Origin of the sequence: Streptomyces sp. NPDC004327, assembly GCF_042873935.1 — a bacterium.
Taxonomy (GTDB): Bacteria; Actinomycetota; Actinomycetes; order Streptomycetales; family Streptomycetaceae; genus Streptomyces.
In genome coordinates, this window is record NZ_JBIAME010000007.1 from 50,920 (window position 1) to 73,796 (window position 22,877).

At 75.3% G+C, this 22,877-nt stretch carries 23 protein-coding genes; 13 read left to right on the forward strand and 10 right to left on the reverse strand.

What is annotated here, in order from left to right:
* Nucleotides 1–25 precede the first annotated feature (25 nt).
* The 5 genes from ACFYU9_RS24045 (at nucleotide 26) to ACFYU9_RS24065 (ending at nucleotide 4,526) form a co-directional block, all read left to right on the forward strand.
* Entirely contained in the window at nucleotides 26–694 is a 669-nt protein-coding gene (locus tag ACFYU9_RS24045; protein WP_389345945.1) for a hypothetical protein, read from the forward strand.
* A gap of 444 nt (nucleotides 695–1,138) precedes the next feature.
* A complete protein-coding gene (locus ACFYU9_RS24050) occupies nucleotides 1,139–1,420 on the forward strand; it encodes a hypothetical protein (protein WP_389211587.1) in 282 nt (93 codons plus the stop codon).
* Nucleotides 1,417–3,171 (forward strand): phosphatidylglycerol lysyltransferase domain-containing protein, encoded by a 1,755-nt coding sequence (locus ACFYU9_RS24055; protein WP_389345946.1) that lies wholly within the window; start codon nucleotides 1,417–1,419, stop codon nucleotides 3,169–3,171. Before ACFYU9_RS24050 ends, ACFYU9_RS24055 begins: the two co-directional genes overlap by 4 nt.
* A gap of 4 nt (nucleotides 3,172–3,175) precedes the next feature.
* Nucleotides 3,176–3,607 (forward strand): BlaI/MecI/CopY family transcriptional regulator, encoded by a 432-nt coding sequence (locus ACFYU9_RS24060; protein ID WP_389211591.1) that lies wholly within the window; start codon nucleotides 3,176–3,178, stop codon nucleotides 3,605–3,607.
* 34 nt (nucleotides 3,608–3,641) lie between these two features.
* Nucleotides 3,642–4,526, forward strand: a complete 885-nt coding sequence (locus ACFYU9_RS24065) for a M48 family metalloprotease (RefSeq protein ID WP_389345947.1) — start codon at nucleotides 3,642–3,644, stop codon at nucleotides 4,524–4,526.
* 140 nt (nucleotides 4,527–4,666) lie between these two features.
* Here ACFYU9_RS24065 and ACFYU9_RS24070 read toward each other — a convergent pair whose 3' ends face one another.
* Nucleotides 4,667–5,293, reverse strand: coding sequence for a VOC family protein (locus ACFYU9_RS24070; RefSeq protein WP_389345948.1), 627 nt, complete (start codon nucleotides 5,291–5,293; stop codon nucleotides 4,667–4,669).
* Between the two features lie 262 nt (nucleotides 5,294–5,555).
* Here ACFYU9_RS24070 and ACFYU9_RS24075 point away from each other — a divergent pair, with 262 nt between their 5' ends.
* Nucleotides 5,556–6,683: a CapA family protein gene (locus tag ACFYU9_RS24075; protein WP_389211599.1), complete on the forward strand. Its 1,128-nt coding sequence runs from the start codon at nucleotides 5,556–5,558 to the stop codon at nucleotides 6,681–6,683.
* Between the two features lie 51 nt (nucleotides 6,684–6,734).
* Nucleotides 6,735–8,003, forward strand: coding sequence for a phosphoribosyltransferase family protein (locus ACFYU9_RS24080; RefSeq protein WP_389345949.1), 1,269 nt, complete (start codon nucleotides 6,735–6,737; stop codon nucleotides 8,001–8,003).
* Here the strand turns inward: ACFYU9_RS24080 and ACFYU9_RS24085 are convergent, their stop codons facing one another.
* On the reverse strand, nucleotides 8,004–8,597 hold the full coding sequence (locus ACFYU9_RS24085) for a TetR/AcrR family transcriptional regulator (RefSeq protein WP_389345950.1): 594 nt from the start codon (nucleotides 8,595–8,597) through the stop codon (nucleotides 8,004–8,006).
* Nucleotides 8,598–8,692: 95 nt separating this feature from the next.
* Here ACFYU9_RS24085 and ACFYU9_RS24090 point away from each other — a divergent pair, with 95 nt between their 5' ends.
* Nucleotides 8,693–8,818 carry a hypothetical protein gene (locus ACFYU9_RS24090; RefSeq protein ID WP_389346244.1) on the forward strand — a complete coding sequence of 42 codons (126 nt, stop codon included), beginning with the start codon at nucleotides 8,693–8,695 and terminating at the stop codon, nucleotides 8,816–8,818.
* 17 nt (nucleotides 8,819–8,835) lie between these two features.
* On the opposite strand, the gene ACFYU9_RS24095 is transcribed toward ACFYU9_RS24090, so the two are convergent.
* The 3 genes from ACFYU9_RS24095 to ACFYU9_RS24105 form a co-directional block, all read right to left on the reverse strand.
* Nucleotides 8,836–9,246 (reverse strand): VOC family protein, encoded by a 411-nt coding sequence (locus tag ACFYU9_RS24095; protein WP_389211604.1) that lies wholly within the window; start codon nucleotides 9,244–9,246, stop codon nucleotides 8,836–8,838.
* A 77-nt stretch (nucleotides 9,247–9,323) separates the two neighbouring features.
* Entirely contained in the window at nucleotides 9,324–12,041 is a 2,718-nt protein-coding gene (locus ACFYU9_RS24100) for a SpoIIE family protein phosphatase (protein ID WP_389212351.1), read from the reverse strand.
* A 215-nt stretch (nucleotides 12,042–12,256) separates the two neighbouring features.
* Nucleotides 12,257–12,748 (reverse strand): SRPBCC family protein, encoded by a 492-nt coding sequence (locus ACFYU9_RS24105; RefSeq protein ID WP_389345951.1) that lies wholly within the window; start codon nucleotides 12,746–12,748, stop codon nucleotides 12,257–12,259.
* A gap of 179 nt (nucleotides 12,749–12,927) precedes the next feature.
* Here ACFYU9_RS24105 and ACFYU9_RS24110 point away from each other — a divergent pair, with 179 nt between their 5' ends.
* Nucleotides 12,928–14,004 (forward strand): enoyl-CoA hydratase/isomerase family protein, encoded by a 1,077-nt coding sequence (locus ACFYU9_RS24110; RefSeq protein ID WP_389345952.1) that lies wholly within the window; start codon nucleotides 12,928–12,930, stop codon nucleotides 14,002–14,004.
* A 113-nt stretch (nucleotides 14,005–14,117) separates the two neighbouring features.
* Here the strand turns inward: ACFYU9_RS24110 and ACFYU9_RS24115 are convergent, their stop codons facing one another.
* Nucleotides 14,118–14,915 carry a VOC family protein gene (locus ACFYU9_RS24115; RefSeq protein ID WP_389211610.1) on the reverse strand — a complete coding sequence of 266 codons (798 nt, stop codon included), beginning with the start codon at nucleotides 14,913–14,915 and terminating at the stop codon, nucleotides 14,118–14,120.
* 164 nt (nucleotides 14,916–15,079) lie between these two features.
* Here ACFYU9_RS24115 and ACFYU9_RS24120 point away from each other — a divergent pair, with 164 nt between their 5' ends.
* The 4 genes from ACFYU9_RS24120 (at nucleotide 15,080) to ACFYU9_RS24135 (ending at nucleotide 18,694) form a co-directional block, all read left to right on the forward strand.
* A complete protein-coding gene (locus ACFYU9_RS24120) occupies nucleotides 15,080–15,637 on the forward strand; it encodes a Chromate resistance protein ChrB (protein WP_389346230.1) in 558 nt (185 codons plus the stop codon).
* A gap of 44 nt (nucleotides 15,638–15,681) precedes the next feature.
* Entirely contained in the window at nucleotides 15,682–16,818 is a 1,137-nt protein-coding gene (locus ACFYU9_RS24125; RefSeq protein WP_389346231.1) for an MFS transporter, read from the forward strand.
* Nucleotides 16,819–16,848: 30 nt separating this feature from the next.
* Nucleotides 16,849–17,685 carry a DUF2182 domain-containing protein gene (locus ACFYU9_RS24130; protein WP_389345953.1) on the forward strand — a complete coding sequence of 279 codons (837 nt, stop codon included), beginning with the start codon at nucleotides 16,849–16,851 and terminating at the stop codon, nucleotides 17,683–17,685.
* 91 nt (nucleotides 17,686–17,776) lie between these two features.
* Nucleotides 17,777–18,694, forward strand: coding sequence for a glutaminase (locus ACFYU9_RS24135; protein ID WP_389211614.1), 918 nt, complete (start codon nucleotides 17,777–17,779; stop codon nucleotides 18,692–18,694).
* 36 nt (nucleotides 18,695–18,730) lie between these two features.
* On the opposite strand, the gene ACFYU9_RS24140 is transcribed toward ACFYU9_RS24135, so the two are convergent.
* The 4 genes from ACFYU9_RS24140 to ACFYU9_RS24155 all read right to left on the reverse strand — a co-directional run bounded on the left by ACFYU9_RS24140 (nucleotide 18,731) and on the right by ACFYU9_RS24155 (nucleotide 22,780).
* Nucleotides 18,731–19,378: a 1,4-alpha-glucan branching protein gene (locus ACFYU9_RS24140; protein WP_389211615.1), complete on the reverse strand. Its 648-nt coding sequence runs from the start codon at nucleotides 19,376–19,378 to the stop codon at nucleotides 18,731–18,733.
* An 83-nt stretch (nucleotides 19,379–19,461) separates the two neighbouring features.
* The gene (locus ACFYU9_RS24145) at nucleotides 19,462–20,907 is read right to left on the reverse strand and encodes a GH1 family beta-glucosidase (RefSeq protein WP_389211617.1); all 1,446 of its coding nucleotides are present in this window, start codon (nucleotides 20,905–20,907) and stop codon (nucleotides 19,462–19,464) included.
* A 97-nt stretch (nucleotides 20,908–21,004) separates the two neighbouring features.
* Nucleotides 21,005–21,859, reverse strand: a complete 855-nt coding sequence (locus ACFYU9_RS24150; protein WP_389211619.1) for a carbohydrate ABC transporter permease — start codon at nucleotides 21,857–21,859, stop codon at nucleotides 21,005–21,007.
* Nucleotides 21,860–21,862: 3 nt separating this feature from the next.
* Entirely contained in the window at nucleotides 21,863–22,780 is a 918-nt protein-coding gene (locus tag ACFYU9_RS24155) for a carbohydrate ABC transporter permease (RefSeq protein WP_389211621.1), read from the reverse strand.
* Nucleotides 22,781–22,877: the final 97 nt, after the last annotated feature.

The window sequence follows — 22,877 nt, forward strand, 5'->3', positions numbered from 1 at the left end:
ACGAATCACTCGTGGAGTCGCCCGCATGCCGACCACCGCCGCCGCCCCGGCCACCCCCGACGCCCTCGACCGCGAGGCCGCCGCCCTCGTGGAGACGGCCGCCTGGCAGGAGATGGTCGCCCGCTGGACCGAGACGCCGGTGCGCGACGCGCCGCAGCCCGTACGGGAAGAGTCCGCACCGGAGGAGCCCGTACGGGAGGAGCCCGCCGCGCCGGACTGGCGCCGCCTGCTCTCGGTGCCCGTCGACCGGCTCGTCGCCGACGCCCTCGCCACCCTGGACGCCCGCCCCGCTCTCCCGCCCTCCGACCGCCCGCTCCCGGGCCGGCTCGGCGCGATCCTGCCGGACCGGCTGCACATGTGGCGCCGCATCGGCAGCCCCGACGTCCGCCCCTCGGTCCACCTCGGCCACGCCCGGCGCGTCCTGACCGAGTGGGGCTGGCAGAACACCCCGTACAAGCTCCGCGACGCCCGGGGCGCCCGCTGCGTCTGCGGCGCCATGCTCACCGCCCACCGCCTCGGCCACGGCAGCACCGCCACCCTCAACGAGGCCGGCGCCTGGATGCTCGAAGAGCTCCGCTCGCGCGGCTGGCACGACCTCATCGGCCCCTGGAACCGCGCCCCGGGCCGGACCGCGGCGGACGCGCTCGCCCTGGTGGACGCCACCATCCGCCGCGCGGCCCTGGCGGGCCGTTAGGCGTTGACCGGCGACCGGCGACCGGCGACCGGCGACCGGCGACCGGCGACCGGCGACCGGCGACCGGCGACCGGCGACCGGCGACCGGCGACCGGCAGCCGGCGACCGGGGGACCGAAGACCGCGGGCCGGCCTTCCGCCCGGCGCCCACCAGGTCACCGCCCGCGCCCCGAATGGTCACCGCCCACCAGGTCCCCGCCCGCGCCCTGAAAGGGCCCGCCCCTCCAGGCCCCCGCCCGCGCCCTGAAAGGTCCCGGCCCCCGCCCGCGCCCTGAAAGGTCCCGGCCGCCACCGCGCCGGTCCGTTCCTCCGGGCGCGGGCGTCGTTCGCCCCACCGTGTGACGCGCTCCGTGCCCGTCGCCCACCTGCCCGTCCGGCCTCCTTCCCTACAGGGTGTAGGGTCACGGCCCGACAGGCTTGCAGTGCCCACGCCGTGGACGGTGACATGAACGAGACCAGCGACGAGAGCCGCCACGGGCCGGAGGTGCCGGAGCCCGCCGAGGCGATCACGCGCGCCCTGCGCCGGCTCCCCGAGCGCACACCGGCGGTGTGCCGCACCGCCTCGCCCGATCCGGCCGCGCCCCCGCGCCGGCGCCGTCTGGGCCTCGGCCCCGGGTTCGCCCCGGCGGCCGCAACGCCCGAGGCGGCCCCGCCCGCCTCCGTGCCGCCGGCCCCTGCCGGGCCCCGGGCCGACGTCCCGGCGCGCGCGTACGAGGAGACGCCATGACCGCCACCGAGCGCGGCCTGAAGGCGCGCGCCGCCGCGTTCACGGTCGGGTACCTGCGGCTGCTCGCCCTGCTCAACCTGGCCGCGGTCGTGTCCGTGCCGTTCCGCGCGGAGGTCCACGAGCACAACGGCGGCGCGTACTTCACGCCGTACCTCGCCACCGCCGGGCTCGGGTCGGCGGCGCTCGCGCTGTGGCTCGCCGTGCTGATGCGGCGCCGCAAGCGGGCCGCCTGGGTCTTCAACCTGCTCGTCGCCGGGCCGCTGTTCCTGCTCTTCGCCGCCGCGCTGACCCACGACCCGTACCGCGCACACGTCTTCAACTGGATATCCACGCTCCTGACCGGGCTGTTCGTGGCGGCCCTGATCCTCGGCCGCCCCGCCTTCACGGCGGTCGGCGACCGCTCCAACCCGCGCCTCGCCCTGGCGGCCGGCGCCGGCGGGCTGCTGGTCAGCGGCGCGGTGGGCACCCTGCTCGTCGGTGCCACCAACCGGATCACCGGCGCCACGCCCGCCGACCTCATCGCGTACGCCCTGCTGCGCGGCGTCAGCGTCGGCCCGCTCGCCGACCGGCTCGACGCCGTGGACGCGCCCCGCTGGGTGGACATCACCATCAACCTGCTGGTCGCGGTCTCCTTCCTGCTCGTCCTGTACGTCTGCTTCCGCGCGCCCCGCGGCCGCGCCCTGCTCGGCGAGGACGACGAACGGCGGCTGCGCGAACTGCTCGACCGGCACGGCGAACGCGACTCGCTCGGCTACTTCGCGCTGCGCCGCGACAAGGCCGCCGTCTTCTCGCCGAGCGGCAAGGCCGCCGTCACCTACCGCGTCGTCGGCGGCGTCACGCTCGCCTCGGGCGACCCGATCGGCGACCCCGAGGCCTGGCCCGGCGCCATCGAGGCCTGGCTGGCCGAGGCCCGCCGGCACGCCTGGACCCCGGCCGTCATGGGCGCGAGCGAGGAGGCGGGCGTCATCTACGGCCGGCACGGTCTCGACGCGCTCGAACTCGGCGACGAGGCGGTCGTGGACGTCACCGCGTTCTCCCTCGACGGACGCCCGATGCGCGTCGTCCGGCAGGCCCACAACCGGGTCCGGCGGGCCGGCTACACCGTCCGGATCCGCCGCCACCGCGACATCCCCGGCGCGGAGATGACGGACCTGGTCGCCAAGGCAGACGCCTGGCGCGACGGCGCCACCGAACGAGGCTTCTCGATGGCCCTCGGCCGGCTCGGCGACCCGGCCGACGGGGAGTGCGTGATGCTGGAATGCCACGACGCCGAGGGGAAGCCGCGGGCCCTGCTCAGCTTCGTGCCGTGGGGCGCGCACGGGCTCTCCCTCGACCTGATGCGCCGCGACCGCGAGGCCGAGAACGGGCTGACCGAGTTCCTCGTGGTCGAACTGCTGCGGCGCGCCGGTGAGATCGGGGTCCGGCGGGTCTCGCTGAACTTCGCCATGTTCCGCGCCGTCTTCGAACGCGGCTCCCGCCTCGGCGCCGGCCCCGCCCTGCGGGCCTGGCACGCGGTGCTGACCTTCTTCTCCCGCTGGTGGCAGATCGAGTCGCTCTACCGCGCCAACGCCAAGTACCGGCCCGGGTGGGAGCCCCGCTTCCTGCTCTTCGAGAAGAGCGGCGACATCCCGCGCATCGGTCTGGCCGCCGCCCGCGCCGAGGGCTTCCTCACCGTCCCGCGCCTGCCCGGACCCGTCCGCCGCACGCCGAAGGCGGCCCCGGGCCCGGACGACCTCCGACTCGTAAGGTGAGCGCATGGCAGGCACCACCCCCTCGAACCGCTCCGAACGGCGCGGCGCCGGCGCGCTGGAGAGCGAGGTCCTCGCCACCCTGTGGGCCACCGAGGACGCGCTGTCCCCGGCCGACATCCAGGAACGGCTCGGCGGCGGCCTCGCCTACAACACCGTGCACACCATCCTCAAGCGGCTGTACGACAAGGGCCTCGTCCTGCGCGACGCGGGCGGCCGCCGCGGGGCCTACCGGCCCGCGAAGGGAGCCGCCCAGCTGACCGCCGAGGCCATGCACCAGGCACTCGAACGTGGCCCGGACCCGATCGCCGCGCTCCAGCACTTCGTCAGCGCGCTCAGCCCCGAGGAGGAGCGGGCCCTGCGGGCCCTGCTCGGCGAACCCGCCGCCGAGGATCCGGGCGACCGGCGCCCCGAGACTCCGAGACACCCGAGGACCTGACCATCAGAGGACCCGACAACCCGAGAAACCGCCCATGAGGATCGACGTCTACCTCCCCCTCGCCCTGTCGCTGCTCCTCGCCGCCGTGGCCCCACGGGTCGGCGGCCGCATCGCACCGGCCCTGGCGGCCCGGGCGCTGGCGGCCGCCGCGCTGCTCACCGCCACCGCCACGACCTGGGCCCTGGTGCTGCTCGCCGTCACCCTCGTCGGGGACACCCGCGAGGGCGGCGGGCGGACCGTGCCGGAGCCCGTCCCCGAGAGCATCGGCATCGCCGCGCTGCTCGCGCTCGCCGTCCTCGCGTACCGCCTGCTGCGGACGCTGCGCAGCGAGACCGCCGGGCGCCGGGCGCTGCGCCGGCTGTGCGCGGGACATCCCGGGGACACCGAGCTGATCGTCGCCGACTCCGCCGTCCCGCGGGCGTTCGCCATCCCGGCGACCCGCCGTGCGCCCGGCCGGATCCTCGTCACCTCCGCCATGCTCGCCGCCCTCCAGCCCGCCGAGCGGCGCGCGCTCCTCGCCCACGAGCGGGCCCATCTGACCCACCGTCACGCGCTGATCGCCACGGGCATGGCCCTGGCGATCGCCGTCAACCCGCTGCTCGCCCCGGTCGGTGCCACCGTGTCCTTCCTCGCCGAACGCTGGGCCGACGAATCGGCGGCCGGTGCCGTCGGCGACCGTGCGACCACGGCCCGCGCCATCGCCCGCGCCGCCCTCGTCGCCCACCGGCCCCGCCCCGCCCGCGCCCTGGGCTTCTCCGACCGCGCCGTGACCCGCCGCATCGCGGCCCTGAACACCGCGCCGCCGCCGCACCTGCGCCCGCTCGCCGCCGCCGTCCTCGCCCTGGGCGTCGCCCCGGCGCTGGGCGCGGCCGACGCCACCGGGGATCTGCTGAGCCTGCTGCAGCGCGTCTTCGTCTGACGGCGAACCGGTTTGCCCGGCCCGCCCGGCCCGCCCGGCCCGCCCGGCCCGCCCGGCCCGCCCGGCCCGCCCGGCGCTGCGCGAAGGTGGACGCCGACGGCCCCGGCCCCGAAGTGCCGGGGCCGAGCCGGAGGCGGGCGTCAGAGCGCGCTGGCCACCACCGCCGGCTCCCACGCGAATCCGTCCGGGTCCGTGAACGGGCTCCCGTCGCCGCCCAGCGCGATCCGGTGCGAACCGCTGCCCCCGGCCGGGAGGCCGACGTCCTTGGCCAGGCCCTTGAGGGGGTAGAGGGCGAGGGTGGGGGCGCCTTCGGGGGCGGCGAACTCGACGTACTTGCGGCCGTAGCTCTTCGCCACGGTGAGGCCGTGCCCGACGTAGCACTCCTTGCTGGCGGTGATGTCCGTCGTGCCGAGCAGGAGGACGACGCGGTCGACGCGTCCGGTGGCGGGGCCGTTGTCCTTCTTCTCCGAGGAGGCGAACTTCCAGACCGTCCCGTCCGGCGTCCGCACGATGGCGCCGTAGCCCCAGAAGGACTTGGCGGCGGGCTTCAGGGCGGTGGCCCCGGCGTCGACGGCGGCGTCGACGAGGGCGCGGACGTCGGCCGGCCGGGGCACCGTGAGGGAGACCGCGAAGCCGCGGAAGCCCTCCGAGGGCTCGTCGCCTGCGGCGCGCAGGCTGACGTGGGCGCCGAGGCCGGAGGCCGCGTAGAAGGTTTCGGCGGCCGTCAGGTCCGCCGCTTCGAGGGTGAGGAGCGAGAGTGAGGTCATGACGATCACGCTAGTTCCGGCGGGTCCGCCCGGGCTTCTCGAATCCTGACCGATCCCGCTTCAACGGCGGTCGGGCTGGAACCCCGGCCACCGGTCCGCCCGCCCGGCACCCACGGGGCAGCCCCGCCCGGCGCGCCCGCTCCCCGCCCGGCCGCCCGGACACCAGCCGGCCCGCTGCCCGGACAGCAGCCGCCCCGCCGCCCGGCCGGTCGGACACGCCGGGCCCGCAGGCGCAGGACACTCCGCGGACTACGCTGGGCGTATGGGCGGCAGCGGTCTGACCGGACTGTTCCTCTGCGGAGACGTGATGCTCGGCCGGGGCATCGACCAGATCCTTCCCCGCCCCGTCGATCCCGTCCTCACGGAGCGGTACGTGCGCGACGCCCGCGACTACGTGGCCCTCGCCGAGGCCGTCTCCGGGCCCGTGCCCCGGCCCGTCGCCCCCGGCTATCCCTGGGGCGAGGCGCTCGGCCTGATCGACGCGGCCCGGCCCGACGCCCGGGTGGTCAACCTGGAGACCACGGTGACCCGCGGCGGCGCGCCGTTCCCCGGCAAGGCCGTGCACTACCGGATGGCGCCGGACAACCTGGCCGCGCTCAGCGCCGTACGCCCCGATGTGGTCGTCCTCGCCAACAACCACACCCTCGACTACGGCCGGCGCGGACTCGACGACACCCTCGACGCGCTGGCCGCCGCCGGGCTGCGCACCGCGGGCGCCGGACGGGACGCCGAGGAGGCCCGGCGGCCCGCCGTCGTGCCGCTGCCCGGCGGGCGCCGGCTGCTCGTCCACGCGCTCGGCCTCGCCTCCAGCGGCGTGCCGCGCGACTGGGCGGCGACCGCCCGGCGCGGCGGGGTGCACTTCGGGGCCGGGCCGCACGGCGAGGCCGCGACCCGGCTCACCGCCCGGCTGCGCGCGGACCGGCGGCCCGGCGACCTGGTCGTCGTCTCGGTCCACTGGGGCCCGAACTGGGGGTACGCCCCCGACCGCACCGAGGTCTCCTTCGCCCACGCGCTCGTCGACGCGGGCGCCGACATCGTGCACGGCCACTCCTCGCACCATCCGCGGCCCCTGGAGGCGTACCGGGGCAGGCTCGTCCTGCACGGCTGCGGCGACCTCGTCAACGACTACGAGGGCATCAGCGGACAGGAGCGCTACCGCGACGACCTGCGGCTCCTCTACTTCGTCTCCGTCCACGAGGAGGACGGCGCGCTGGCGGAGGTGCGGCTCGTGCCGCTGCGCAGCCGCCGGCTGCGCCTGGAGCGGGCCCCGGAGCGGGACCTGCGGTGGCTCCACGACGTGCTCGGCCGGATCAGTCACCCCTACGGGATGCGGATCGATCCCGCGGACGGCACCGACGGCGGCCCGGCCCTGGCGGCCCGGCCCGTGTGACGGCCCGCCGGGGCCGGGCGCGCGGGCGGCGGGCAGGAAGGCGAGCAGGACATGTACTTCACCGACCGCACCGACGCCGGCAGGCAGCTCGCCGCCCGGCTCACCGGACTCAAGGGCCAGGGCGTGGTGGTCCTCGGGCTGCCACGCGGCGGAGTGCCCGTCGCCGCCGAGGTCGCCGACGCGCTCGGCGCGCCCCTCGACATCTGTCTCGTACGGAAACTCGGCGTGCCCTACCAGCCCGAGCTGGCCATGGGCGCGATCGGCGAGGGCGGCGTCCGGGTCCTCAACGAGCACGTGATCGCGCAGACCGGGGTCTCCGAGCGCGATCTCGCCGTGACCGAGGAGCGGGAACGGGCGGTCCTGGCGGAGCGGACCCGGCGCTACCGGGGCGACCGCCCGGCCGCCGACATCTCCGGCCGCACGGCGGTCGTCGTCGACGACGGCTTCGCCACCGGCGCGACCGCGCTCGCCGCCTGCCAGGTGGTGCGGGCCCGGGGCGCCGCCCGGATCGTGCTCGCGGTGCCGGTGGCCCCGTACGGCTGGGCGGACCGGGTGGCGCGCGTGGTGGACGAGACGTACTGCGTGCACGAGCCGGCGGACTTCTACGCCATCGGCCAGTTCTACCGGGACTTCGCGCAGACCTCGGACGAGGAGGTCGTGACGGCGCTGCGGCTGCGGCGCTCCGCGCCCGCCGAGGATCCCGAGGTGCGGATCGCGCTCGGCGGCCGGGAGGTCGGTGGCCGGCTCGCGGTGCCGGCCGGCGCCACCGGCGTCGTGCTCTTCGCGCACGGCAGCGGCAGCAGCCGGCACAGCCCGCGCAACCGCGCCGTCGCCGACACCCTCAACCGGGCCGGCCTCGGCACGCTCCTGTTCGACCTGCTCACCGAGGACGAGGCCGCCGACCGGTCCAACGTCTTCGACACCCCGCTGCTCGCCGAGCGCCTCGGGCAGGCCACCGACTGGCTGGCCGGGCGCCCGGAGACCGCGGGGCTGCGCACCGGCTACTTCGGGGCCAGCACGGGCGCCGCGGCGGCGCTGTGGGCCGCCGCCGAGCCGGGCAGCACGGTGGCGGCGGTCGTCTCCCGCGGCGGCCGCCCCGACCTCGCCGGCGAGCGCCTGCCCCAGGTGACGGCCCCTACCCTGCTCATCGTCGGCGGCGCCGACCCGCTGGTCCTCGACCTCAACCATCAGGCCGAACGTCTGCTGCGCTGCGATCACCGGCTCGTCACCGTGCCGGGCGCCGGCCATCTCTTCGAGGAGCCGGGCGCCCTGGAGGAGGTGGGCCGACTGGCGGCGGCGTGGTTCGCCGAGCGGCTCTGATCAGTCGCCCGGCAGCGGTGAGCCGCCGACGACGCGGTCGACGGCCGCCTTGATCAGGGCGTCGCGCTCCTCCTCGGAGAAGACGCCGGGCAGCGTGAGCTGTTCCACGATCAGCCAGTTGAAGGCGAGCATCAGCAGCTTGACGGCGGTCGCGTCGCCGGGCAGGCCCGAGCCCTCGTGGTAGGTGACGTTGGCGTCGACGTCGGCGCGGACGCGCTCGGTGAGGACGGCGCGCAGCTCCGGGCGGCGGGTGGCCTCCAGGCGGAGTTCGAGCAGGGCGAGATAGCCGGTGCGGAAGGAGCTGACGCGGCCGACGAGTTCGCGCATGAACAGGGTGTACGTCTCCAGGTCGGGGCTCGCCGCGTGCTGCCGGGCGATGGTCTCCTCGTCGGGCTGGAGCCGTTCGTAGACGCGCGCGCCTGCCTGGGTGAGCAGGTCGTCGCGGTTGGCGAAGTAGTTCGACGCGGTGCCGGGCGGGACGGCCGCCTCGGTGTCCACGGCGCGGAAGGTGAGTCCGCGCGCGCCCTCCCGGGCGAGCACCTCGATCGCCGCGTCGACGAGTGCCGCCCGGCGCTCCGGGTTGCTGCGCGCCACCGTCATCACTCCTGTCACCGGGCCGCCGTATGTACTCCAGGGAGAGTACTACGGGCGGAGTAGTCGTTGCCCGTACGCGGGCCGTTGACGGAAACGTGCGTACCCGTTACGCCAAGCCCTGCCTCGCCGCCGGCGTCAACCCGCGCAGGCTGACCCTCGGCATCCCGTTCTACGGCCGCGGCCGGCAGGGCGTCACCGACGGCGGCACGGCCGGCGCCTGACAGTCCGCTGACGCCGCTCACCACACGGCCGCGACGAGCTCCACCTCGAACCCGTCCGCGTCCTCCAGATAGGCCGCACACGTCTGTTCCCCGCCCGCGTGCGGATGGCGATCGGGGAACAGCAGCCGCCAGCCGTCCCGTACCGCCGCGTCGACCAGCCGGTCGAGCTCCGCGCGCGTCGCCACGTGGAACGCCAGATGGTTGAGGCCCGGCCGCAGCCGGTCATGGGCGCGGGCGCTCAGCGCCGGGGACTCCTCGAAGACCAGATACGTGGCGCCGAGCCGCCAGCTGGCGCCCCGGTCCCAGCTCTGGAACGGCTCGTAGCCGAGCGCTTCGAGGAGCGGGCCGAAGGAGGCGCGGGCCCGCCCGATGTCGGGCACCCAGATCTCGACGTGGTGCAGGGCGCCGGTGACGGCGGGAGCGGGCACGTGCTGTCCTCCAGGGCACTCGGCGGCGCGAACCGCACCGAGCGTACCCACCTCCGCCACGCCCCTCGCACCCGCCCTCACCAGGCCAGATCCTCCAGCGCGTCCGGATCCACGAACGGGCCCCCGGGCTCTTCGCCCTGCCCGTCCGGGGAGACCGGGAGCTCGGCCCAGATCGTCTTGCCGCGACGGGCGTAGCGGGTGCCCCAGCGCTGGGCGAACTGGGCCACCAGGAACAGACCGCGCCCGCCCTCGTCGGTGTCCGTGGCGTGCCGCAGGTGCGGCGAGGTGCTGCTGCCGTCGGACACCTCGCAGATCAGCACCCGGTCGTGGATCAGCCGTACCCGCACCGGCGGCCGGCCGTAGCGGATCGCGTTGGTGATCAGCTCGCTCAGCACCAGTTCGGCCGTGAAACCCACGTCTTCCAGGCCCCAGGACCTGAGCCGCGCCGCCGCCTGCGTCCGCACCGGGGACACCGCCGACGGATCGCTCGGCACCTCCCACTGCGCGATCCGGTCCGGCTCGATCCGCCGGGCGGTGGCCACCAGCAGCGCGATGTCGTCGGCCGGCACCGGGAGCAGCAGCGCGGCGAGGACGTCCGCGCAGGTCTGCTCCGCGGAGCGGTTGGGACGCGACAGCGTGTTGCGCAGCAGCGTCAGACCGGTGTCGTAGTCCCGGTGCCGGTCCTCCAGGAGGCCGTCGGTGAACAGCACCAGCTTGCTGCCCGGCTCCAGCTTCAGCCGGGCCGTCGCGAACGGCCGGTCGCCGAGGCCCAGCCCCAGCGGCAGGCCGGCCGGGACCGCCGGGAACTCCACGCTGCCGTCCGGCCGCACCAGGGCGGGCCCCGGATGCCCGGCGCTCGCCATCGTGCAGTTGCCGGACGTCGGGTCGTAGATGACGTAGAGGCAGGTGGCGCCGGCCGTGCCCTCCACGGTGCCGTCCCCGTCGCCCTCGGCGCCGCTCTCCCCGCCCGGTTCGGTCTCCTCGCCGAGCCGGTCGATCAGCTCGTCGAGATGGCCGAGCAGCTCGTCCGGCGGCAGGTCGAGGGTCGAGAAGTTCGCCACCGCCGTGCGCAGCCGGCCCATCGTCGCCGCCGCGTGCACCCCGTGTCCCACCACGTCCCCGACCACCAGCGCGACCCGCGCGCCCGGCAGCGGGATCACGTCGAACCAGTCGCCGCCCACCCCGGCCTTCGCCGGCAGATAGCGGAAGGCGACCCGCATCGCGTTCTGCTCGGGCAGCACCCGCGGCAGCAGACTGCGCTGCAGCGTGACCGCCATCGAGTGCTCGCGGGTGAACCGCCGCGCGTTGTCGATCGCCAGGGCGGCCCGCGCCGCCAGCTCCTCCGCGAAGGACAGGTCCTCCTCGCCGAACGGCTCCGGCGTGTCCGTCCCGCGCCAGAAGTTGGCCATCCCGAGCACCACCCCGCGGGCGAGCAGCGGCACCGTGAGCAGCGAGTGCAGCCCGTACGCGAGCGCCTGCGCCGCGCCCTCCGGGTCCTGCGCCCGCCAGCCCTGGGCGGCGGCGAGGTCGGCCTGGATGACCGCGCGCCCCTCGTCGAGCGCCGAGGCCATCGGCGTGCTCGGCACCACGAACCGGATCAGGTCGCCCACCGGCTGCAGCGGCGTCTCCGGCCGCACCCCGCTCAGCGCCGTGCGCCGCATCTCGGTGAACGAGCCCGAGGGCTCCTCGCCGCGCACCACCGGGTCGAGCAGCTCCACCGTCACGTAGTCGGCGAACCGCGGCACCGCCACCTCCGACAGCTCCTCGGCCGTCCGCACGACGTCCAGCGTCGTCCCGATCCGCGTCCCCGCCTCGTAGAGCAGCTGGAGCCGGCCCCGCGCGACCTCGGCCCGGCCCGACAGCGCGGACAGTTCGGTCGTGTCGCGCATCGTCATGACGACACCGCCGTCGGCCGCGCCGTCCCCGGTCGGCCGGACGTTCACGGCGAGCAGCCGGTCCCCGGCGAAGTGCACCTCGTCCGTCGCGGACCGCCCGGACACCAGCAGCGTCGCGGTGCGGGGGTCGAGGCCCAGCTCGTGGACGTGGAGCCCTTCGGCGTCCGGTGGCAGCTGGAGCAGCCGGCGCGCCTCGTCGTTGGCGAGCAGCAGCCGCCCGTCGCCCGCGACGATGACGACGCCCTCCTTCACCGAGTGCAGCACCGCCTCGTGGTGCTCCTTCAGCCGGGTCATCTCCGCCGGGCCGAGGCCGTGCGTCTGGCGCCGCAGCCGGGCGCTGACCAGCGCCGTGCCCCCCACCGCGACGGCCACGCCGATCGCCGCCGCGCCGAGCAGCAGCGGCAGCCGGCCCCGCACGGCCTGGCCGACGGTCTCGACCTCGATGCCGCTGCTCACCATGCCGACCACGGCCCCGCTCGCGTCGCGGACCGGGACGACGGCGCGCACGGCGTCCTTGGGAGCGCCGTGGTAGATCTCGGTGAACGACTCGCCCGCCCGGGCCCGTGAGATGTCGCCGCTGGCCCGCTGGCCGATGAGCGAGGGGTCGGAGTCGGTGTAGCGGGCCCCGTCCGGGGCGAGCACCGCGATGAAGTCGACGCCCGCGCCGACCCGTGTGGCCTCCGCGCGCGGCTGGAGCACCGCCGTCGGATCGGAGGAGCGCAGCGCGACGGCGGTGCCGGGCGCGTGGGCGAACGCCTCGGCGACGGCCAGGGAGCGGTTGCGGGCGTCGCGCTCGCTGTCGTACTCGCCCTGGAGGACGAGGGCCAGCGAGGCCGCGGCGACGATCAGCAGGGCGATGAGCGCCTGCAGCGCGAAGACCTGCCCCGCCACGCTCCGCATCCCGGAGGGCCGCCGCCGCTTGCCACCGGCCGACCGGTCCGCGCGCTGCGCCACGGTGCGCTCCTTCCCGTCCCTGTCGCCAGGGGCTTCCTTCCATGCTGCCCCCGCCTGCCCGGGCAGGGGAAACGGGGACGGGCACGGAGGGCGACCGGGAGCGCGCGGGGAGCGCACCGGAAGGGCGCGCGGTACGGCGCGCGGAGCACGGGCGCGGGGTGTCAGGCCCGCCGGGCGGCGGTCTCGGCGATGCGGGCGAGCGTGGTGCGCATACCGTGCCGGTTCACGGCGATCCGCCGTTCGGGGGAGGTGCCGGCGAAGACGGTGCCCAGGAGCGTCGTCAGCTTCGAGCCGCGGCCGGTGCGCAGGTCCTGCCAGCTCTCCGTGACAAGGGTCCCGGTGCCGTCCGCGTCGGCCTCGAAGCGGTAGCCCCAGCGCGCGATCGGCAGCCCGAAGACGCCGACGTCGAAGACGAACGCCTCGCCGGGGCGGGCCGTGGTGACCCGGCCGGTGGTGAACCAGACGAAGGGGCCGCGCCGGTTGAGGCCCACGAACCGGGTGCCGGTGCGCACCGGCGGCGCCGCGACGAGGACGCGCCAGCACTCCGGGCTCCAGCGGCCCATCTTCCGCAGGTCCGCCACCAGGGCGTACAGGGCGGCGGGATCCGCGCCCTCCACCCGTATCGACTCCTCCAGGCTCCACTGCCGTGCCATGTCCGCTCCCCTCGGTGTCCTGCGCCGTTGTGTTACCGGCGGGTACGTTAGCGGACCGAAGGCCCTGTGCGCGGGCCCTGCGGCCGGATACGGTGGACGGAAGATCGTTTCGCCGGCCGGGCCGGGGCCGCACCACCGGACCCCGCGCGGGCCGACTCCGTACGCCGGAAGGAAACAGCATGTCGGTCACCGCCGGCCTCCCCGCCGAGCCCGACGTCCTCGCGCACATCGAGGGCCGGGCCGGATTCCTCACCCTCAACCGGCCCCGGGCCATCAACGCCCTCACCCACGCGATGGTGCTCCGCATCGACGAGGCGCTCACCGCCTGGGAACACGACCCGGCCGTCGAGACCGTCGTGATCCGGGGCGCGGGGGAGCGGGGACTGTGCGCCGGAGGCGACATCCGCGCCATCCACGACGACGCCCGCGCGGGCGGCACCGCCACGCCTGACTTCTGGCGCGACGAGTACCGGCTCAACGCCCGGATCGCCCGCTATCCCAAGCCGTACGTCGCGTTCATGGACGGCATCGTGATGGGCGGCGGCGTCGGCGTCTCCGCGCACGGCTCGGTCCGGATCGTCACCGAACGCTCCCGCGTCGCCATGCCGGAGACCGGCATCGGCTTCGTACCGGACGTCGGCGGAACGTATCTGCTCAGCCGGGCGCCCGGCGAACTCGGCACCCATCTCGCCCTCACCGGCGCCCAGGCCGGCGCCGCCGACGCGATCCTCGCGGGCCTCGCCGACCACTACGTGCCCTCCGCCGACCTGCCCGCGCTCGCCGACGCCCTCACCCGCGAACCCGCCGCCGACGCAGTCGCCCGCTTCGCCCGCCCGGCCCCGGACGGCACGCTCGCCGACCGGCGCTCCTGGATCGACGACTGCTACGGCGCCGACACCGTCGAGGCCGTCGTCGAGCGGCTCACCGACTCCGGCGTCCCCGAGGCCAAGGAGACCGCGACCGTCCTCCTCACCCGCTCGCCCACCGCCCTCAAGGCGACCCTGGCGGCCCTGCGCCGCGCCCGCACGGCGTCCGACCTGGAAGAGGTCCTCAACACGGAGTTCCGTCTCTCCTGCGCCGCCCTCGGCTCGCCCGACCTCATCGAGGGCATCCGCGCCCAGGTCGTCGACAAGGACCGCGACCCGCACTGGAGCCCGGCCACCCTCGGCGAGGTGACGCAGCGGGACACCGAGCGCTGGTTCGCGCCGCGCGCGGCGGGAGAGCTGGGGCTGCGGGCGCCGGGGGACGGCGACTAGGGCCTGTCCGGCGGATCATGGCCGGGGCCGCGACGGGATGCTCCGCCGATCGGGCCCGGCCTGGGCGCGGTGCCAGGCCTCGCGCGCCCGGCGTGACGTCCCCCGGGCTCGTTTCAGGAGCCCGGCACCTCGTCCAGCGTGAACAGGCCGCCCTGCGGGTCGCGCACCGTCGCCCGCCGCTCCACCGGGGCGCGCCAGCCCTGGTCGGCCTCGGGGACGAGGGAGCCGCCGTGCGTCAGGACGGAGTCGGTCGCCCGCGCCAGGTCCGGGACGCGGAAGTGCACCAGCCAGCGCGGGCGCAGCTGCGGCTGCGGCGAGGCCGCCTCGACCGGTCCGCTGTTGAGCCGGGCCAGCGCCTCGCCGCGGCGGCGCAGCACCACCTGGTCGTCCTCGTAGGAGAGCTCGAAGCGCTGCGCCCCGTCGCCGTCGACCCACTCCAGGACGCCCCCGTAGAAGAGCGCCGCGTCGAAGGCGCTGCGGGTGTGCAGCTCAAGCCAGACCGGGGCGTGCTGCTCGCCGAGCCGCCAGCGCGAGGAGATCCGGCCCTCCCAGACGCCGAACGCCGCGCCCTCCAGATCGGTGGCGAGCGCGGCCCGGCCGCGCGGCGGATAGGCCACCGGGCCCACGCCGACCGTGCCGCCGCGCTCCCGGATGCGGGCCACCGCGGCATCCGCGTCGGCGACCGCCCAGTACGCCGTCCAGGCCACCGGCACCTCCAGGCTCTCGGCCACCTCGCCGATGCCGGCCACCGGCACGCCCTTGTGCTCGCCGACCCCGAAACCCTTGCCCAGCGGGCCGTGCCGGAAGGTCCAGCCGAGGACGGCCCCGTAGAACTCCTCCGCCGCGCCGAGATCGCGCGCCGCCAGACTCAGCCAGCAGGGCGCGCCCGGCTCATCCGCGGTCAACGGCACCCGGCTCACCTCTTCACACCAGAACGGCCCCCACGGGCCACCCTCACCCGGGCGGCCCGGCTTCGCCACTTGTAACGCCTGCTACATTCGGCAGTGTGACATCCGAATCGGCCGCGACCGGACCCGCCGCCTCCGCCCTCCCCGAGGGCGGCCGGCTCCGCTGGCTGCTGCTCCTCGTCAAGCTCCCCGCCCAGCCCTCCCGGCACCGCGTCGCCGTCTGGCGCGAACTGCGCCGCCTCGGCGCGCTCTCGCTCGGCCAGGGCCTGTGGGCCGTGCCCGACGTGCCCGTCTTCGCCGAGGGCGTGACCCGTGCGGTCGAACTCACCGAACGCGCCGGGGGCGAGGCCGTCACCCTGGAGGCCGGCGGCCGCGCCGCCCGCGACGAGCAGCGCTTCCGCGCCCTGTTCACGGCCGCCCGCTCCGAGGACTGGACCGAGTTCCTCGCCGACTGCGGCAAGTTCGAGGAGGAGATCGCCAAGGAGATCCGGATCGGCAAGTTCACCCTCGCCGAGCTGGAAGAGGAGGAGCAGTCCCTTGAACGGCTGCGCCGCTGGCACCGCGACCTCACCGCCCGCGACGTCTTCGGCGCCCCCGAGGCCGCCGAGGCCCGCACCCGGCTGCGGAACTGCGTCGCCGTCTGCGAGCAGTACGCGGAGCGGATCTTCCAGGCCCTGCACGACGCCGGCGGCGCCCAGACGCCCGAGGGGGACGCCATAGCGTGAGCGCCACCGCCTCCACCGAACCCACCGCGGCGGCCAAGCGGGCCGTGTGGCCGCTGTACGCCGCCGGCTTCACCACCGCCTTCGGCGCCCACGGCATCGCCGCCAACCTCGGCGGCTTCTCCGAGGACGCCGTCACCTCGCTGCTCGTGCTCGGCGGCCTGCTCGCCCTTTACGACGGCGCCGAGGTGATCCTCAAGCCGGTCTTCGGCACCCTCGCCGACCGCATCGGCGCCAAGCCCGTCCTCGTCGCCGGACTCGCCTGCTTCGCCGCCGCCTCCGCGCTGTACGTGATCGCCGGCGGACCCGGCTGGCTCTGGGCCGCCCGGCTCGGCCAGGGCGCCGCCGCCTCCGCCTTCTCGCCCGCCGCCTCCTCCCTGGTCGCCCGGCTCCACCCGGCCGCCCGGCGCGGCCGCGCCTTCGGCAGCTACGGCTTCTTCAAGTCCATCGGCTACACCCTCGGCCCGCTCCTCGGCGGCGTCCTCGTCTGGGCGGGCGGCCTCGACCTGCTCTTCCTCGTCCTCGCCTGCTGCGGCGCCGCCGTCGCCGTCTGGGCCGCGCTCGCCGTCCCGGCCGTACCGCCGCTGCCCAGGTCCCGCCAGACCCTCGCCGACCTGGCCCGGCGGCTCGCCGACCACTCCTTCCTCGCCCCGACCGGCGCGCTCGCCGCCGCCACCGCCGCGCTCTCCGTCGGCGTCGGCTTCCTGCCGGTCTCCGGCGCCGCCGCCGGCCTCGGCACCGTCGCCACCGGCGCCGCCGTCTCCGTGCTCGCCGCGACCGCCGCCGTCGTCCAGCCCCGCGCCGGGCGCGCCCTCGACGACGGCCGCCTCACGGCCCGTACGGGCATCACCGCCGGCCTCCTCGTCACCGCCGCCGGACTCGGCTGCGCCGCGCTGCCCGGGCTCCTCGGCATCCTGCTCGCCGCCACGCTCATCGGCGCCGGCACGGGCGTCATCACCCCGCTCGGCTTCGCCGCGCTCGCCGCCGCCACCCCCGAGGAACGCATGGGCCAGACCATGGGCGCCGCCGAACTCGGCCGCGAACTCGGCGACGCCGGCGGCCCGCTCCTCGTCGCCGGCGTCGCCACCGTCGCCGGTCTGACCAGCGGATATCTCGCCCTTGCGCTGCTGCTCGGGGCCGGCGGAGCCGCCGCGCTCGCGGCACGGAGCCGCGCCGCGAGTTGACCCGGCCGCCGGGTGTGCTGTGCTGGAGGAGTGGGCGAGACGCACACCTCCGGTCACACCCCGGCACTGCCGCCCGCCCGGGACCTCGCCGGCGCCTGGCTCCTGATGGCCGTGCTCGCCGCCTTCGCCTGGGCGCTGACCGTGGCCCAGGCCCGGGACACGGGCGTGGCACCCGGGACCATGGGCATGGCCGTGCCGCCCTTCCTCGCGCTGTGGCTCGTGATGATGATCGCGATGATGGTCCCGTCCGTCGCGCCCGTCGCGCTCACCTGGGCCCGCGGCATCACCCGCCCGTCCACCGGACTCGCTCGCACCGCCCGCACCACCGCCTTCGTCGGCGGCTACCTGGTCGTCTGGACGGCCTTCGGCCTCGTCGCCTACGGGCTGCTCGCCCTCACCGGCGACCTCGTCGCCGACCACCCCGGCGCCGGCCGCTGGATCGGCGCGGCCGCTTTCGCGCTCGCCGGACTGCAGCAGCTCGGCCCGCTGAAGAACGTCTGCCTGCGGCACTGCCGCAGCCCCATGTCCCAGCCGCTCACCCACGCCGGCCACCGGCCCCGCGCCCATGACCTCCGGGCCGGCGCCCACCACGGCATGTACTGCCTCGGCTGCTGCTGGGGCCTGATGATCCTGCTCGTCCCGCTCGGCGTCATGAACACCGCCGCGATGGCCGCCGTCGCGGCCCTGATCTTCCTGGAGAAGCTGTGGCGCCACGGACCCGCGCTCAGCCGGGCCGCCGGCATCGCCTTCCTGGTCCTCGCGGTGCTCTGCGTCACCGGCCCGCCCCAGGTCCAGGACTGGTTGCTGCCCGGCCTCACGGCGCCGGCGGCGCCCATGGCCCCGATGGGCATGACGGGCGCGCCCTGACCGCCGTGACCGTCCCGTCCACCGCCGGTCCAGGTGCACCGGCCGGGGGGCGGTGGCGGCACCGGGTGAGCAGTCGTCGCATGATGTGATCATGCTGTTGACGTTCGAACCCGTCCTCGACCGGATCGCCGAGGAGATCGCCGGCCTCACCGAGCGCGGCCGGCCCGCCGACTACATCCCCGCCCTCGGCTCCGCCGACCCCGGCCGCTTCGGCATGGCCGTCGCCGAGCTCGACGGGACGGTGTACGGAGTCGGGGACTGGCAGCGGCCCTTCTCCACCCAGTCGGTCACCAAGGTGTTCAGCCTCGCCCTCGCCCTCGCCCGCAAGGGCGAGCCGCTGTGGGACCACGTCGGCCGCGAACCTTCCGGAAACCCCTTCAACTCGCTCGTCCAGCTGGAGTACGAGAACGGCATCCCGCGCAACCCGTTCATCAACGCGGGCGCGCTCGTCGTCACCGACCAGCTGCACCGCATCACCGGCGACGCCTCCGGCGTCCTCCTCGACTTCCTGCGCGCCGAGAGCGGCAACCAGGACCTCGACTTCGATCGCGACGTCGCCGCCTCCGAGACCGCCCACGGCGACCGCAACGCCGCCCTCGCCCACTTCATGGCGAGCTACGACAACATCGCCAACCCGGTACCGACGCTGCTGCGCGAATACTTCCGCCAGTGCTCCATCGAGGCGTCCTGCGCCGACCTCGCCCTCGCGACGGGCTTCCTCGCCCGGCACGGCATCCGCGCCGACGGCTCCCGGCTGCTCACCCGCAGCCAGGCCAAGCAGATCAACGCCGTCATGCTCACCTGCGGCACGTACGACGCCGCCGGCGACTTCGCCTACCGGGTCGGACTGCCCGGCAAGAGCGGCGTCGGCGGCGGCATCATCGCCGTCGTCCCGGGCCGCTGCACGCTGTGCGTGTGGAGCCCGGGCCTCGACGAACGGGGGAACTCGGTCGCGGGCGTCGTCGCCCTCGACCGGTTCACCACGATCACCGGACTGTCCGTCTTCTGACCGGTCAGGGCCGCACCGGAAGACGGACGGCCCCGGTCAGACCGCCGGATCGAACACCACGACGTACGCGCCGCGGCGCTCCTCGCCGTCCGGGAGCCGCCAGCCGGCGGTCACCCCGCCCCGAGAGCCCGCGGCCTTCGGGTCGAGCACCCGCGCCACGCGCAGCACCGGCGCGCCGGCCCCGAGCCGTACGTCCGTGCCGTACGCGCCCTCCTCCACGACCGGCGCGGCCGACACGTCCCACCCGCCCGTGCCGTCGAAGGACGCCTCGACGGTCGGGTCCGGGGTGTCCGACACGCTCTGCGCCTGCGGCACCGCCCGGCCTTCGAGCAGCGCGGCCAGCTCGCCGAGCAGGACCGGGTCGTGCGCCCCGTCGTACAGCCAGCGGGTGCCGAGCACGCCGTGCTCCGACGTGCCGATCAGCCCGCCCTCGGCGCCCTCGAGCGGCGCACCGCGGTAGGTCATCGGCACCAGATAGGAGTGGACCTCGTCCCCGGAGGAGTCCGTGACCACCATGAACTCGATGCCCACCTCGCCCTCCGGGTCGTCGAGCCGGAAACCGCCGGCCCGCTCCAGGGCGGGCACGGCGTCCGCGCCGCCGCGGTACCAGGGGCGGGTCGGCAGCCAGGCCGTGAGCAGCTCCAGCTTGGTCGGCGCCATGGTGGTCTTGTGAATGACAGACATGTCTCGTGCACTTCCTCCGTGACGGTACGGGCAGGCCCACGCGCCGTGGGCCTGCCCGCACCGTACCTCCCGGCGATCTTCACTCAGAAGTCGGCGCCGGGCGCGCGCAGTTCGCCCGAGCGCGCCACCCGCGCGTACCAGCGGGCGCTCGACTTCGGCGTGCGCCGCAGCGTGTCGTAGTCCACGCGCACGGCACCGAAGCGCTTCGCGTAGCCGTACGCCCACTCGAAGTTGTCGAGCAGCGACCACAGGAAGTAGCCCCGCACGTCGGCGCCCGCCCCGACCGCCCGGTGCACCGCCGCCAGATGCGCGTGGACGTAGGCCGCCCGCTCCGGGTCGTGCACCGAACCGTCCGCCGCCACCTCGTCCTCGTAGGCCGCCCCGTTCTCGCTGACCACCAGCGGCAGGCCCGGGAAGCGCGCCGAGAGCCGGGTCAGCAGGTCCTCCAGGCCCGACGGGTCGACCGGCCAGCCCATCGCCGTCCGCTCCCCGTCCGCCTGGTGGAAGGCGACGTCGTCCGCGCCCGGCCACGGCGAGAAGGCACTGGCGCCGTGCCCGTCGTCCTGCGGCTTCTCCTCGCCCGCGGCGACCCGCGAGACGACCGTCGGCGTGTAGTAGTTGACGCCCAGCCAGTCCAGCGGCTGCCCGGCCGTCGCCTCGTCGCCCTCGCGGACGAACCCCCAGTCGGTCAGGTGCGCGGTGTCCTGGAACAGCTCCCGCGGATAGCGGCCCTCCAGCATCGGACCCAGCCACACCTCGTTGCCGACGGTGTCGATCCGGCGGGCCGCCGCCCGGTCCGCCGGCGACGGGGTCAGCGGCCGCACCTCGTGCAGATTGAGCGACACCGCGAGCCGCGCCCCCGCCGGCAGCGCGGCGCGCAGCGCCTGTACGGCGAGCCCGTGGCCGAGGTTCAGATGGTGCGCGGCGCGCAGCGCGGCCACCGGATCCGTACGGCCCGGGGCGTGCACCCCGGACCCGTACCCGAGGAAGGCGCTGCACCAGGGCTCGTTGAGCGTCGTCCAGCGGCTCACCCGGTCGCCGAGCGCGTCGGCGACCAGCGCCGCGTACTCGGCGAACCGCTCCGCCGTCACCCGCTGCGGCCAGCCGCCCGCGTCCTCCAGCTCCTGCGGCAGGTCCCAGTGGTACAGCGTCAGCGCCGGCTCGATCCCCGCCGCGAGCAGCTCGTCCACGAGCCGGCGGTAGAAGTCGAGCCCCTGCCGTACGGCGGGACCGCGCCCGGTCGGCTGCACCCGGGACCACGACACCGAGAACCGGTAGGCGTTCAGGCCCAGTTCGGACATCAGCCGGACGTCCTCGCGGAAGCGGTGGTAGTGGTCGACGGCGACATCACCCGTGTGGCCCTGGAAGACCTTCCCCGGTGTGTGCGAGAAGGTGTCCCAGATCGACGGCGTACGGCCGTCCTCCGCCGCGGCCCCCTCGATCTGGTACGCGGCGGTGGCCGCGCCCCACAGGAAGCCGGGCGGGAACCGGCGGACGTCGGTGAGCGGCCGGGGTTCGTACGCGGTCATAAGCGGGAGCTCCCAACGGAAGACGGAAGGGGGACGTGCGGTGCGGTGACATACGGCCGTACCGGAGCGATACGGAGAAGGAATCGGCGCGCGGGCGTCAGTTCTTGACCGCGCCCGCGGTGATCCCGCCGACGATGTGCCTGCCGAGCACGGCGAAGACGAGCAGCAGCGGCACCGTGGAGATCAGCGCTCCGGTCAGCACCACGGCCTGGTCGACGGTGTGGTTGCCGGCGCCGAGGCCGGCGAGGGCCACCTGGAGGGTCGGGTTGCCGTCCGGGGTGAGCGCGATGAAGGGCCAGAAGAAGTCGTTCCACGCCTGGACGAAGACCAGCATGCCGAGGACGGCCATCGCGGGCCGGGCGACCGGGAAGACCACGTGCCAGACGATCCGCAGCGAGTGCGCTCCGTCCATCCGGGCCGCCTCGACGAGCTCGACCGGCAGCGCCTCGATGAGGAACTGGCGCATGAAGAACACGCCGAACGCGGCGACCAGGGAGGGCAGGACGACGGACTGGAGCTGGTCGACCCAGCCGAGGTCGGTGACGATGCGGTAGAGCGGGATGACGCTGAGCTGCGGCGGGATCGTCATCGTCGCGACCACGAGGGTCAGCAGCACGTTGCGGCCCCTGAACGGCAGTCTGGCGAAGGCGAATCCGGCGAGGGTGGAGAACAGCACCGTGGACAGGGCCACGAGCGAGGCCACCACGGTGGTGTTGACGAGCGCCTCGCCCATGTCGACCTGGTTCCAGGCGAAGGAGAGGTTGTCGAACAGGCGCGGACCGGGCAGCAGCGGCGCGGGCGCGGTGACCACGCGTTCGCCGGTGTGCGAGGCGGCGACCAGGTTCCAGTACAGCGGGAAGAGCGAGACCAGCGCGGCGAGGCCGAGCAGGACGTAGGTGAGCGGCCCCGCGTGGTGCTGGCGGCCGGCCGTGGGACGGAAGCGGGTGCGCACGGCTCAGACCCCCGGCTTCGAGCGGTTCGCGCGGGCGACGAGCGCCTGGACGCCGCCGACGAGGAGCAGGAGCAGCAGCATCACCCAGGCGATCGCCGACGCCTGGCCGAGCGCGCCGGTGACCCAGCCCTTCTCGTACATCAGCAGGCTGAGCGTCTGGAACTGGTTCCCGCTGCCGCCGGATATGCCCACGCTGCCGCCGTACAGCATCGGCTCGCCGAACAGCTGGGTGGCGCCGATGGTGGAGACGATCACGGTGAACAGGATCGTCGGGCGGATGGACGGGATGGTGATGCTGACGAACTGGCGCCGGCGCGATGCCCCGTCGAGGGCGGCCGCCTCGTAGAGGTCCCGCGGCACGGCCTGCATGGCGGCCAGGTAGATCAGCGCGTTGTAGCCGGTCCACCGCCACGTCACGATCACCGAAATGGCGATCTGGGCAGGCCACTTGGACGACTCCCAGTCGACGGGGCCGAGACCGGCCCAGCCGAGCGCCGAGTTGACGAGACCGTAGTCGGTGTTGAAGAGCTGGGCGAAGACCAGGGTGGCCGCGGCGATGGAGGTCGCGTACGGGGCGAGCACCGCGACCCGGAAGAAACCCCGGCCGCGCAGCCGGTAGTTGAGCAGATGGGCGAGTCCGAGCGCCATCAGCAGCTGCGGGACGGTCGAGATCACACCGATGGTGAAGGTGTTGCCGAGCGCGTTCCAGAAGAACTCGCTGCCGGCCAGATCGGTGTAGTTCTCCAGGCCCTTCCACTGCGGATCGCCGCCGAGTTCCACCCGGTTGAGCGAGAGCCAGCCCGTGTAGAGCAGCGGGAAGAGGCCGAAGGCTGCGAAGGTGAGGAAGAAGGGGGCGACGAAGACGTACGGCGTCGCCTTCAGGTCCCAGCGGTAGAGCCGGGAGCGCCGGGCGGTGGCCACGGGGCGTCCTTCCGGAGGGGGATGCGGGGATACGGGGACGGGGAAAGCGGGGACGGAGGGGCAGGGGCGTCGTGGTGGGGCCCGCGGGCAGGGAGCG